This is a genomic window from Streptomyces sp. NPDC086777 (genome assembly GCF_040702065.1).
GTDB lineage: Bacteria > Actinomycetota > Actinomycetes > Streptomycetales > Streptomycetaceae > Streptomyces.
On record NZ_JBFBJI010000030.1, the window covers coordinates 52,779 to 65,354 of the forward strand.

Here is a 12,576-nt window from a genome sequence, read left to right on the forward strand (position 1 = left end):
GTTTCTGAACGGAACTTACCGCCCGCCGGTGCGCAGAACCGCGGGCCAGGCGTGAGGAGTTGCACCGTGACCGCCATCAGCCGCGTCGTCGCACGGGAGATCATCGACAGCCGGGGCAACCCCACCGTCGAGGTGGACGTGGAGCTCAGGGACGGCTCCCTCGGCCGCGCCGCCGTCCCGTCGGGGGCCTCCACCGGCGCCCGGGAAGCCGTCGAACTCCGCGACGGCGACCCGGGCCGCTTCCACGGCAAGGGGGTGCTGCGCGCGGTCGACGCCGTCAACGAGACCGTCGCGGACGCCGTCGTCGGCCTGGACGCCGAGGACCAGGCGGCCGTCGACCGCACGATGACCGAGCTGGACGGCACCGACACCAAGTCCCGGCTCGGCGCCAACGCCCTGCTCGGCGTCTCCCTGGCCACCGCCAAGGCCGCGGCCGCCGCCCACCGGCTGCCGCTGTACCGCTACGTCGGCGGGGTCGACGCCCGGCTGCTCCCGGTCCCGATGATGAACATCGTCAACGGCGGCGCCCACGCCGACAACCCGCTCGACTTCCAGGAGTTCATGATCGCGCCGATCGGTGCGGCCACCTTCGCCGAGGCCGTCCGGATGGGCTCGGAGGTCTTCCACACGCTGCGCGGCAACCTGCTCGCCGCCGGCCACAGCGTCAACGTCGGCGACGAGGGCGGCTTCGCCCCCGACCTGCGCACCGCCGAGGAGGCCCTGGACTTCGTGGTCCGGGCCGTCGAGCAGACCGGCTACAAGCCGGGCACCGACATCACCCTCGTCATGGACCCGGCCAGCTCGGAGTTCTTCCGGGACGGGGTGTACGAGTACACGGGCGAGGGCGTGCGCCGCTCCCCCGCCGAACACGCCGAGTACCTGGCCGGGCTGGTCGACCGCTACCCGGTCGCCTCGATCGAGGACCCGATGGCCGAGGACGACCACGACGGCTGGCGCGACCTGACCGCCCGGCTCGGCGACCGCTGCCAGCTCACCGGCGACGACGTCTTCTGCACCAACGAGACCCTGCTGCGGGCCGGCATCCGCGACGGCATCGCCAACTCGGTCCTGGTGAAGGTCAACCAGATCGGCACCCTCACCGAGACCCTGGCGACCGTCGCCACCGCCCACCGCGCGGGCTACACGGTCGTCATGTCCCACCGCTCCGGCGAGACCGAGGACACCACCATCGCCGACCTCGCGGTCGCCACCGGCTGCGGCCAGATCAAGACCGGCTCCCTGTCCCGCGCCGACCGCACCGCCAAGTACAACCAGCTCGTCCGCATCGAACAGGAACTGGGCCCCCAGGCCCGCTACGCGGGTGCCGAGTCACTGGGGCTGCGCCGCTGAACGGGGGGGCGGGACCGGGCGGCCGGTGTCAGGCCGTCGGAGGCGGTGCAGTGCTCCGGAGGGGCAGCAGGCTGACGGTTCCGGCGACCGGGCCGCCTCCGGCTCCGCAGGCCACCCCGCCGCCCCCGCCGCCCCGGCTGTCCCCACTGCTCCGGCCGCCCCCGCCGCCCCGGCCGCCCCCACTGCTCCCGCGGTCCTCACTGGTGCCGTACCCGTCGCTTTCCCCACCGCCCCGGACCCCGTCCAAACTCGCGCCGCCCCGGACCCCGTCCAAACTCGCGCCGCCCCGGACCCCGTCCAAACTCGCGCCGCCCCGGTTCGTGTCGTGTGTCGCCTCGATGTCGGCCCACCAGTCGGCGCCGTCCTCCAGGTAGCGCAGCAGGATGCCCTCGCGCAGGGCCCAGGGGCAGATCGCGAGGGTCTTCACGCCGCTCAGTTTCATCGCGGTGTGGCCGACGACCGCTCCCGCGAGGCTCTGCCGGGCCCGGGGTGCGGAGATGCCGGGCAGGCCGGCGCGTTCGGTCGCCGGCAGGGCGGCCAGCCGGTCGATCGCCCGGCGCAGGTCGCCCCGGCGCAGGATCCGTTCGGCGAACGGACCGTTCCGGCCGGGAGCCGCGCCGCACAGCCGGGCCAGCTGCTGGAAGGTGCGGGAGGTGGCGACGACGGTGTGCGGGTGCTCCCAGCGGATACGGGAGGTGGCGTCGCGCAGCTGATGACGGGCCCGGCGGCGCAGCGCGCGCAGTTCGTCCGCCGTCGGCGGCCCGTCGTGGCCGAGGAATTCGTCGGTCAGCCGGCCCGCCCCGAGCGGCAGGGCGACCGCGAACTCCGGCAGCCGGCCCCGTCCGAAGGCCACTTCCAAGGAGCCGCCCCCGATGTCGAAGACGGCCAGCGGCCCGGCCCGCCAGCCCATCCAGCGCCGGACGCCGAGAAAGGTGAGCTCGGCCTCCACCTCGCCGGGCAGCACGCACAGCCGTACCCCGGTGTGCCGGGCCACGGCCTGCAGAACGGCCACGCGGTCGGGGGCGTTGCGTACGACGGCGGTGGCGAACGCCAGCGGTTCCGGGGCGCCCCACCGGCGGGCGACCTCGACGGCCTTGCGGAGCGCCTCGACCAGCTGCCCGGTGGCCTCCTCCCCGAAGTACCCGTCGGCTCCGACCTGTTCGGACAGGCGGAGCTTCCACTTGGCGGTGTGCACCGGCAGCGGCACCCCGCCCGTCGCGTCGCTCACCACCAGCCGCACCGTGTTCGACCCCGCGTCCACCAGGCCAACTCTCATGGGCTGCACGTACCCAGCGCGGCCCGGGAAATGCGGTGCGTGCACGGCCGTGTACGCAGGGGGTACCCGGGCGTGTGCGCAGCACGGCGGCCTCCCGCGGTGCCTGACGGGCGCGCCGTGCCCGACCGGCTAACTTGTGGAGTCGATGTCAGGACGAACACTGGCAATCGACCCCTTTTCCTACCTTGTTAGGCGGACCGTCATGAGCCTGAGCATCCGCAACCAGATCCCCGGCACCGTTACCGCCGTCACCCCGGGCGAGGTGATGGCGACCGTGAAGGTCCGGCTCGACGGCGGCCAGGAGCTGACCGCCGCGATCACCCTGGAGTCGGTCCGGGAACTGGGGCTCGCCGAGGGCTCGGCCGTACGCGCGATGGTCAAGTCCACCGAGGTCGCGCTCGCCACCGGCCGGGTGCCCGGCGTGTCCATCCGCAACCAGCTGCCCGGCACCGTCAGCGACGTGGCCACCGGCGGGGCGATGGCCACGGTCAAGGTTGCCGTGGACGGTGGCCAGGACCTCACCGCGGCGATCACCAGGGACGCGGTCGGCGATCTCGGCCTGACGGCCGGTGCCCCGGTCGTGGCGCTGATCAAGGCGACCGAGGTGTCCCTCGCGACCGCCTGACCGAGTGCGGGGACCCGGCCGGCGGTCGAACCGGCAGGAAGAGGTGCCCGGCCGTCAGTCCTCGCCGTGCTGGCGGCGGATCCTCGCGGCCACCTCGTTCTCCTCCGTCTCCCACCAGGGGCGGACCCGTTCGCCGGCCGGGGCGGGGGCGGCGGCCGGGACGGCGGTGGGCGCGGGGGAGGCGGCGGGGACCACGGCGAGCTGCTCGTCCAGGTGGCGGTCGAGGGCCGCCGTCTGGACGCGTTCCGCCCGCGCCCACTGGAACAGGAGCGCCAGCAGGAACGGCAGGGCGACCAGCTCGGCGATACTCAGCATCGCGCCGCCGCCGATCTGCTGGTCGTGCCGGACGTCCGGGGCCCAGGACGGGTGGTGGTGCAGGTACCACGCGCCGGCGATCAGCGTGCCGTGCGTCATCACGACGACCCCGGGGACCGCGTCGATCACACCGTCCAGGAAGACGAGGGCCGCCCGCACCGGATGGGTGCACCAGGCCGGGAGCGTCTCCTCGCGGGTCAGGACCGGTACGACGAAGAGGCAGCCCGCGACCAGCAGGTGCAGGTACATCAGCTCGTGCAGCCAGCCCACCCGCAGCGCGGTGGCGAAGTACGGGGTGAAGTAGACCGTCAGCTCGGTGGCGAGGACGAGGGCCGTACTGACCAGCGGGAAGGTCAGGAGGCGGAGCACGCGCCCGGTCATCGCGCGGCGGACCCGGGCCGCCGCGCCCTCCGGCAGCGCCTCCACCGCCAGCCGCAGCGGGTCGCCGAGGGCCAGGCCGAGCGGGGCCAGGAGGTCGAGCAGGATGTTCTGCACGGCCGCGGGCCAGAACAGCACATGGTCGTAGACGGCCAGGCCCGACATCGTCGCGACGACCAGGGCGCCCAGGCCCAGCACCGCGAAGGCGGCGGACCGGCCCGGCGACCAGGACCCGCCCGCGGCCCGCACGCGCCCAACGCCCCAGCCGTACAGCCCGCCCAGGGCCACGACCAGCAGCAGCGCCGGCACGTCCAGCTGCCACGACGTCAGCAGCCGGCCCACGGTCAGCTCGGCCATCCGGCTCACCCTCCTTCTTCGGTCGGGGACGAAACGGGTCAGGTCAGTCCACTGCGCGACGGTATACCCGTCGCGTCCCGCCTCCGCATCGGGGCCCGTGCGGAATCGGCGCGACGTCCGGTACCAGGTCGGCAGTTCGGTCCACGGCGACGCGGCGAACTCCGGCCGACCGCGCCCGGCCGGAGTTCGCCGCGACCCGCGAGGGGTGCCGAGCCGCCCGTCACCGGCGCCCACGGACCCGCGTCACAGTTCTGTGCCGGGTCACGGTGATCGTTGATCACCCGCGTCCGCCCGTGCCTAGAGTGATCGACGCGGCCCGCGGAGCCCGACCACCTCCGCCGCCGTACAGGGGAGACGGGGACCACGGGGGGATGCACCGCCATGAGGGAACGATTCGGCATGCCCCGGCGCGGGTCGGCACGGCCGTTGGCCGCGCTGCTGGCCGCCGTCGGTGTCGTCGCCGGGGTGCTGGTCGGCCGGCCGGGGCTGGAGACGGTGACGGGGTGCGGGAGCTCGGGGGACCTGTATCCGTCGCAGACCGCCGAGGACTGGGTGTCGTACGCCGACCACGTCGTGGTCGCCGGACCGACCCGGGAGCGGGAGACGAACCGGCGGACGTACACCAAGGGGGCCGTGGCGTACGCGACGGACCGGCTGGTGACCTTCCGGACCGACCGCACGCTGTGGTCGCGCGCCGCGCCCCGGCACGCCCTCGGCGCCACCTTCGACCTGGTCGCCCCCGGCTGGGAGGTCTACCGTTCCTCCGGCACCCGCGTCGCCGTGATGGCCACCGAGGCACCCCGCTTCCAGGTCGGCCACACCTACCTGCTCGCCCTGCGCCGGCACCAGGGCGGCTGGGTTGTCCTCGGCGAGGGCGCGGCGGTGCCCTTCGACGACCACACGGGCGACCAGGGCGAGTGGTGCGGACGCGTGCTGAGCAAGGAGGACGTCGCCGCGGGCGAGCGCTTCTCCCGGCACGACGACCACAGCCTGGAGAAGGCGCTGCTGGGACAGGACGAGCAGGCCGCCGAACGGGCCCTGGACCGCGCGGCCCGCGGCTGAACCCCGTCCTCCGGTTCTTTGCGTCCGGCCCCCTCCGGTCACCTACCGGCCGCCGGGGTGGCAGGACCGTCCCGCGCCCCGCTCCGCCGGGCGCGACCTGACCGAACTCGCCCTGCCCGCCCGCCCCCTGGACGGCACGGACGCCTCACGGGACCCGTCCGACCCGACCCTCCAGTACACAGGCACCCACATCTCCCCCACTGAAATGGCATGAACGGTTCACCTGTTCTCCACATTCGACGTGTTGGTGCGCAAGGAACCGGCCATTGACTCGACCCGCGCGGCCACCCGTTGGAGCCGCGTAGGGGGCCATTCGTTTCCGTATAGGGGGGGCACAGTGGTGTCCGCGCTCAAGGGTTCCGCAGGGGCGGAATCCGAAAGACCCGTGCCCAGGCAGCTGTCGGCCGCCCGGGGGCTCGGGGACCGCATCTTCCGGGTCCAGTTGACGGCCTCGGGCGTCACCGTCCTCGCCATCATGGCTGCCGTAGGGCTGTTCCTGCTGCTCCGGGCCGCGCAGGCGCTGCGAACCAGAGGGGTCTGGGGCTTCCTCACCACCGCCGAATGGCAGCCGGACGTGCACCGCTTCGGCATCGCGGCCGTGCTCACCGGCACCCTTCTCATCGCCGCCGTGGCCGTCACGATCAGCGTGCCGCTGGCCCTCGGGACCGCCCTGTTCATCTCGGACATCGCGCCCCGGCCGCTGCGCCGCACGCTCGTCTCCATGGTCGACCTGATGGCCGCCGTGCCGTCCGTGGTCTACGGCCTGTGGGGCCTCTTCTTCCTGCAGCAGCATGTGATCGGGCTGTCCCGGTGGCTGTCGGACTGGTTCGGGTGGATCCCCTTCCTGCACGTCGACGGCACCCAGCCGGGCGAACCGCTCGCCTCCCAGAGCGTCTACACCGCCTCCACCTTCGTGGCCGGCATCGTGGTGGCCCTGATGGTCGCGCCGATCCAGTGCTCGGTGATGCGCGAGGTGTTCGCGCAGGCGCCGGCCGGTGAACGGGAGGGCGCCTACGCGCTCGGCGCCACCCGGTGGGGCATGATCCGCTCGGTCGTGCTGCCGTACGGCATGGGCGGGATCATCGGCGGCACCATGCTGGGCCTGGGCCGCGCCCTCGGCGAGACCATCGCGGTCTACCTGATCATCTCCCCGGTCTTCACCATCCAGCCGCACATCCTGCAGACCGGCTCGAACTCGGTCTCCTCCCTGATCGCCCTGCACTACGGCGACGCCTCCACCTTCGGCATGTCCGCGCTGATGGCGGCAGGCCTGGCGCTGTTCCTGCTGACCCTCGCGGTCAACTTCACCGCTTCCTCGATCGTGGCGCGGTCACGGTCCGGCGCACAGAGCGAGGCCTGACGATGACCGTCGTAGACCTTGAGAAGGGCGCTCCCCAGGACGCCCCGCAGGACACCCCCGGCACCCCCGTGAGCGCCGCCGCGGAGACCTCCGACGCCGCGGCCGTCGCCGTGCTTCCCGACGTGCCGCGCCGGATCGGCGGGGTCACCCGCTCCGGTGTGCTGTCGGTGTCCGGCGCCGCCGCCTCCGGGCTGTGCGTCGCCGTCCTGCTCTTCGGCGAACTCGCGCCGTTCTCCGGCGCACTGGGGTTCTTCGTCACCGCATACCTCTCGTTCCTGGGCATCTACGCGGTGTTGACAGGGCTTGAGGAGGACGGGCAGGCCGTACGGGACCGGGTGATGACCGTCGTCCTGTGGTCGGCGGGCGGCCTGATGTTCGCCGCGCTCACGCTGGTCGTCGGCTTCACCGCGTGGCGCGGCCGGGAGGCCCTGCCGCACGCCAACTTCTTCACCCAGGACATGCAGGCCGCGGGTCCGCTCGACCCGCTGACCCACGGCGGCATCGCGCACGCCATGCTCGGCACGCTCATCATGATCGCCATCGCGCTGGCGATCACGGTCCCGCTGGGCCTGGCCTGCGCGGTGTACCTGAACCAGATACCCGGCCGCTTCTCCCGGTTCGTCCGCACGATCGTCGAGGCGATGACCGCGCTGCCGTCCATCGTGGCCGGCCTGATGGTCTACGCCGTCTGGATCCTCAACCTCGGCATGCAGAAGTCGGGTCTGGCGGCGGGCTTCGCGATCAGCGTGATGATGCTGCCGATCGTGATCCGCGCGGCGGACGTCGTGCTGCGCCTGGTCCCCGGCACCCTCACGGAGGCGTCCGAGGCGCTCGGCGCCCCGCGCTGGCGGACGGTCTGGCACGTGGTCCTGCCGACGGCCCGCTCCGGCCTCGCCACCGCCGTCATCCTCGGTACCGCCCGCGGCATCGGCGAGACCTCCCCGGTCCTGCTCACGGCGGGCTTCACGGCAGCGCTCAACGCCGACCCGACGAACGGCCCGATGGTCTCCCTGCCGCTGGCCGTCTTCAACTTCGTCAAGTCCCCCGAGCCCACGATGATCGCGCGCGGCTTCGGCGCGGCGGCGGTCCTGATGGCGCTCGTCCTGATCCTCTTCGTCATCGCCCGCGTGATCGGCGGCCGCGGCCCCGGCCACCAGAACAAGCGCCAGGCGAGAAGGGCGGCGAGGGCGTCCCGCCGGGACACCACGAGATTCGCCGAACTCCACACGCCGGGACTTGAGCTGTTCGAGACCGGCCCCGCCGAAGGCGACGTCGGGACCGAGCGCCCCGAAAGCAGCGCGCACACCGGTCCTTCCGAAGGCGACGGCCACGCCGAGCGGCCCGGAAGGGGCGCGGGGAACGGCGCGCCCAGCCCGGACGCACCCGCGGCCGACAACGGCGAGCAGTCCCCCGAAGACAACGCATCCGCACCCGCCGACGGCCCCCTTCAGGGGCCACCCGCACCCGACCACGAACCCCGCACGGGTGGTGCGGGTGGGAACACAGACCCAGCCACAGGAGACGCGCACTGATGTCCAGCCTTGTCATCAACGCCCTGAGACGGCTGGGCATCCTGGCCGCTCTCATAGGCATCATCAGCACAGCCACCCCCGCTTCGGCCGACTCCTACACCCCCATCGCGGGCGCCGGCTCCACCTGGGCCGAGAACGCCGTCGACGAATGGCGTCGCGCCGTCAACCAGTACGGCATGCGCATCAGCTACGCCGGCACCGGCTCTTCCGACGGCCGCCGTCAGTTCCTCTCCGGCACCGTCGACTTCGCCGTCTCCGACATCCCGTTCCAGACGAATCCCACCGATGGCAGCGCGGCCGAGCGCCCGGCCTCCGGGTCGTACGCCTACATGCCGATCGTGGCCGGCGGCACGGTGTTCATGTACCACCTCACCGTCAACGGCAAGCGGGTCAACAACCTCCGCCTCTCCGGCGACGTGGTCACCAAGATCTTCACCGGGGTCATCAAGACCTGGGACGACCCGACGATCAAGGCCGACAACCCCGGCCTGCAGCTCCCGCACCGCACCATCGTCCCCGTCGTCCGCTCCGACGGCTCCGGCTCCACCGCCCAGTTCACGATGTGGATGGCGAACCAGCACAAGTCGCTGTGGAACGCCTACTGCGCCAAGGTCGGCCGCTCGGGATCGTGCGGGCAGACGTCGTACTACCCCACCGTCTCCGGCATGATCGCCCAGTCCGGTGACCTCGGGGTCGCCGGCTACGTCGCCCAGAACTACGGCGAGGGCGCGATCGGTTACGTCAACTACTCGTACGCCATCAACGCGCGGTATCCCGTCGCCAAGGTCCTGAACCACGCGGGCTACTACACCGAGCCGACCCCGTCGAACGTGGCGGTCTCGCTCCTCAAGGCGAAGATCAACACCAACAGGAACTCGGCGGACTACCTCACCCAGCAGCTCGACGGCGTCTACAACGACAGCGACAAGCGCAACTACCCGCTGTCCAGCTACTCGTACATGATCCTGCCGCTGAAGGTGCAGGGCACCTTCACCGAGGCCAAGGGCAAGACGCTCGGCGCGTTCTCGTACTACTTCATGTGCCAGGGCCAGCAACAGGCACCAAAACTCGGCTACTCGCCGCTCCCGATCAACCTCGTCCAGGCCGGCTTCGACCAGATCCGCCGTATCCCCGGTGTGCGGGCGCAGAACATCAACATCAAGAACTGCAACAACCCGACCTTCACCACCACCGGCCAGAACCGGCTCGCCCAGACCGCGCCCTACCCCGCGGCCTGCGACAAGAAGGGCGCCGCGCCCTGCACCACGGGTACCGGCGGCACCAAGACCGGTTCCGGCAACAACGGCGGCGGCACCTCCGGAGGCAGCGGCAGCACCGGTGGCAGCGGCACGACCGGCACCGGCACCGACGGCGGCGGCGCCTCCGGAGGATCCAGCGCCCAGCCGTCGGTCGACCCCGACACCGGCCAGACCATCTCCCCGGACGGCACCACGGCCGGCGGATCCGCCACCGGCGGGACGGCCACCGGTGGCACCGTCGCCCTCGCCCAGCCGGTCGCCGTGGCCACCGCGCACGGCTGGACCGGAACCCAGACGCTGATGCTGCTGGCCGCGGTCCTGGTCTTCGGCCTGCTCCTGCTGCCCTCGCTGGTCTCCCGACTGGTGGGCAGCAAGGGCAACGGCCGTTCGGACGACGGGAGTACCCGATGAGACGACGGATCACAAACGCCTTCGTCCGGCTCCTCGCCGGCGCCACCGTCGGAGCCCTCGCCGGTCTCGCCGTGGCCCAGGCAGCCCCGTCCGCCACCGCGGCGAGCAGCGCCGGATCCGCCGTGACGGTGTCCGGCCGCGGCGAGTTCAAGGACATGAAGTTCACGGTCAGCCAGACCACGCACCTCACCAGCCAGGCCATCTCGGTGAGCTGGACCGGCGGCACGCCGACCACGTTCGCGGGCTCGCAGTTCAACACCGACTTCGTGCAGATCATGCAGTGCTGGGGCGACGACGACGGCACGGTCCCGGCCAACCCCGGCCCGGCGCGCACGCAGTGCCAGTTCGGTGCCTCCCCCTCCACGGACCGCGGCGGCTGGCCGGGCAACGGGACGGACGACACCCGGCAGATCTTCTACAGCGCCGACCCCACCAACTACGGCCAGGACGACCGGTACGGCGCCACCAACCCGAACGCCCCCGGCGAGGTCCCCTTCAAGTCGGTGGACGGCACCACCATCACCAGAAACACCCAGAACAACCCCCTCTTCAACTACAACACCACCAACGAGGTCGACTTCGCCCGCACCAGCGCCGACGGCAAGGGCCAGGAGTACTTCGAGGTCCAGACCGCGAACGAGGCACCGCACCTCGGCTGCGGCGTACCCGTCACCACCGACGGAGTCACCAAGCCCCGCTCCTGCTGGCTGGTGATCGTCCCGCAGGGCCATCTCGACCTGGACGGCAAACCGTACGCGGACCAGAGCCACGTCAATGCGGGCTCCCCGGTCTCCTCGACCAACTGGAAGAACCGGGTCGCCGTCAGGCTGGACTTCAACAGCGTGGGCACCAACTGCGCCCTCGGCTCGGACGAACGTCCGACCACGGGCAGTGAGCTGGTGGCCGACGCGATGACCAGCTGGCAGGCCACCCTGTGCTCGGAGGGCAAGGTCTACAGCTACACCGAGTACGGCGAGCCCAACACCCGGGCCCGGCTCATCTCGGACGGCTCCACCGGCCTCGCCTTCACCACCCGCAGACTCGGCGTCGACCAGGGCACCACCGCACCATCGGGCACGACGACCTACGCACCCGTCGCACTGAGCGGGGCCGTCATCGGATTCACCATCGAACGCAGACCCAAGTCCACCGCGCCGGAGAGCGTCCAGAAACTGGCGGGCACCAAGGTCGAGTCGATCAAGCTCGATCCCCGCCTGCTCGCCAAGCTGCTGACCGAGTCGTACCGCAACTCGACCTGGGGTTCGGTGCTCAACAGCGGCGTCGCCAAGGGCTACGGCTGGGCGAAGAACAACCCGGCGGGTCTCGCGTCCGACCCCGAGTTCATCGCCCTGAACCCCGAGTTCGCCAATCTCTCGGTCGCCGAGACGCCGGCCACCGACACCGACCTGATGACCTCGCTGGGCCACACCGACACCGCCCGCGCGCTCTGGCAGTGGATCGCCTCCGACAAGGACGCCCGGCAGTTCCTCGCCGGTGTCCCCGACGACGACGGGATGCGGGTCAACCCGTACTACAGCACCAACGCGGACCTGAACCCGTCCGGCGCCGCCTTCGACCCGTCGAACACCGACGAGTACCCGAAGAACGACCCCTGGTGCACGGTCCCGCCCGGCTCGGGCGCTCCCGAAGACGACAAGCAGTGCATGACCGACTTCCACCCCTACGTGGACGACATGCACGCCGGCGCCCTGCACACCCGGCGCGCGGACACGCTGTGGAAGTCCAGCTGGGACCAGCTGGCCAGCCCGCCCGCGTACAAGAGCGTCGGTCCGCAGACGGTCGGCTCACGCTTCGTGATCACAGTGACGGACGTGGCCTCCGCCGCTCGCTACGGGCTGCAGACCGCCGAACTGGAGAACAGCGCGGGCAGGTTCGTCGCCCCGACCGCGGCGAGCCTGACCGCGGCCGCCGCGACCGCCTCCGGCTCCGGCGTCGCCGAGATCACCCCGGCGAACGCCACGGCGAAAGACGCCTATCCGCTGGCCCAACTGGTCTACGCGGCCGTACGCCCCGGCAAGGTGAGCAAGGCGGCCCGCCAGGACTACGCTGCCCTGCTGCGCTACGCGGCGGCCGCCGGCCAGACCTCCGGCTCCGACCCGGGCAAGCTGCCCGTCGGCTATGCCCCGCTCTCCCGGACGCTGCGCGCACAGGCCGGCAAGGCCGCCGACGCGCTGCTCCACTACACGGGCCCCAGCCCCGCCGACACCGGTTCGGCCGACGGCGGCGGCACGAACACCTCCGGTGACGGCGCGCCCGGCTCCGCCGGTGACACCGCGGGCGCGAGCGCCGTCGGCGGCACGGGCACCGGGGCCGGTGGCACCAGCGCCTCGCCGAGTGCGTCGGCGTCGTTCGGGGGCGGCAAGGCGCTGGAGACGACCGCGGCCGGCAACACGCCGGCGGACCCGGCCAACCCGCTGCGCTATGCCGTGCCGGTCGGTGCCGCGCTCGGGGCCGTGGCCGGAGCGGGTGCGCCCTTCGCCGGTGGCCGTCAGCTGTCGATTGCTTCCGTGACGACGGCCGTACGTCGTCTGCGGGTGCGTCGTGGCTGGTCGCGCCCACGCGGCGGAGCCGCACATCGATAACGCCCCGCGCCCCTGAAGGGCGCCCCACGGAGCCCAGTGCTCCCCCAC

The 12,576-nt window shown here is 72.2% G+C and carries 8 protein-coding genes and 1 pseudogene; 7 read left to right on the forward strand and 2 right to left on the reverse strand.

The genetic code is table 11. The annotated features are described in order from the left end of the window. Positions 1-66: 66 nt before the first annotated feature. Positions 67-1,350 carry a phosphopyruvate hydratase gene (gene eno / locus AB0472_RS33475; protein ID WP_366362066.1) on the forward strand — a complete coding sequence of 428 codons (1,284 nt, stop codon included), beginning with the start codon at positions 67-69 and terminating at the stop codon, positions 1,348-1,350. A 337-nt stretch (positions 1,351-1,687) separates the two neighbouring features. Here the strand turns inward: eno and AB0472_RS33480 are convergent. Next, positions 1,688-2,626, reverse strand: a pseudogene (locus AB0472_RS33480) (Ppx/GppA family phosphatase); the annotation flags it as partial. A 202-nt stretch (positions 2,627-2,828) separates the two neighbouring features. Here AB0472_RS33480 and AB0472_RS33485 point away from each other — a divergent pair. Continuing rightward, entirely contained in the window at positions 2,829-3,251 is a 423-nt protein-coding gene (locus AB0472_RS33485) for a TOBE domain-containing protein (RefSeq protein ID WP_366362068.1), read from the forward strand. 54 nt (positions 3,252-3,305) lie between these two features. Here the strand turns inward: AB0472_RS33485 and AB0472_RS33490 are convergent, their stop codons facing one another. Next, positions 3,306-4,301 (reverse strand): cytochrome c oxidase assembly protein, encoded by a 996-nt coding sequence (locus tag AB0472_RS33490; RefSeq protein ID WP_366362070.1) that lies wholly within the window; start codon positions 4,299-4,301, stop codon positions 3,306-3,308. A 381-nt stretch (positions 4,302-4,682) separates the two neighbouring features. Here AB0472_RS33490 and AB0472_RS33495 point away from each other — a divergent pair, with 381 nt between their 5' ends. The 5 genes from AB0472_RS33495 (at position 4,683) to AB0472_RS33515 (ending at position 12,528) form a co-directional block, all read left to right on the forward strand. Continuing rightward, positions 4,683-5,363: a hypothetical protein gene (locus tag AB0472_RS33495; protein ID WP_366362072.1), complete on the forward strand. Its 681-nt coding sequence runs from the start codon at positions 4,683-4,685 to the stop codon at positions 5,361-5,363. Between the two features lie 385 nt (positions 5,364-5,748). Beyond that, positions 5,749-6,723, forward strand: coding sequence for a phosphate ABC transporter permease subunit PstC (pstC, locus tag AB0472_RS33500; RefSeq protein WP_366362074.1), 975 nt, complete (start codon positions 5,749-5,751; stop codon positions 6,721-6,723). A gap of 2 nt (positions 6,724-6,725) precedes the next feature. After that, a complete protein-coding gene (gene pstA / locus AB0472_RS33505; protein ID WP_366362076.1) occupies positions 6,726-8,255 on the forward strand; it encodes a phosphate ABC transporter permease PstA in 1,530 nt (509 codons plus the stop codon). After that, positions 8,255-9,925: a phosphate ABC transporter substrate-binding protein PstS gene (gene pstS / locus AB0472_RS33510; RefSeq protein ID WP_366362078.1), complete on the forward strand. Its 1,671-nt coding sequence runs from the start codon at positions 8,255-8,257 to the stop codon at positions 9,923-9,925. The genes pstA and pstS overlap by 1 nt, the downstream gene beginning before the upstream one ends. Continuing rightward, positions 9,922-12,528 (forward strand): hypothetical protein, encoded by a 2,607-nt coding sequence (locus AB0472_RS33515; RefSeq protein ID WP_366362080.1) that lies wholly within the window; start codon positions 9,922-9,924, stop codon positions 12,526-12,528. Before pstS ends, AB0472_RS33515 begins: the two co-directional genes overlap by 4 nt. Positions 12,529-12,576 lie beyond the last annotated feature (48 nt).

What these genes read in the sequence shown, in the direction of transcription:
- AB0472_RS33485 (WP_366362068.1), top strand. Translation starts at nt 2,829, where the DNA reads ATGAGCCTGAGCATCCGCAACCAGATCCCCGGCACCGTTACCGCCGTC.
- AB0472_RS33495 (WP_366362072.1), top strand. Translation starts at nt 4,683, where the DNA reads ATGAGGGAACGATTCGGCATGCCCCGGCGCGGGTCGGCACGGCCGTTG.
- pstS (WP_366362078.1), top strand. Translation starts at nt 8,255, where the DNA reads ATGTCCAGCCTTGTCATCAACGCCCTGAGACGGCTGGGCATCCTGGCC.
- AB0472_RS33490 (WP_366362070.1), bottom strand. Translation starts at nt 4,301, where the DNA reads ATGGCCGAGCTGACCGTGGGCCGGCTGCTGACGTCGTGGCAGCTGGAC.
- AB0472_RS33515 (WP_366362080.1), top strand. Translation starts at nt 9,922, where the DNA reads ATGAGACGACGGATCACAAACGCCTTCGTCCGGCTCCTCGCCGGCGCC.
- pstA (WP_366362076.1), top strand. Translation starts at nt 6,726, where the DNA reads ATGACCGTCGTAGACCTTGAGAAGGGCGCTCCCCAGGACGCCCCGCAG.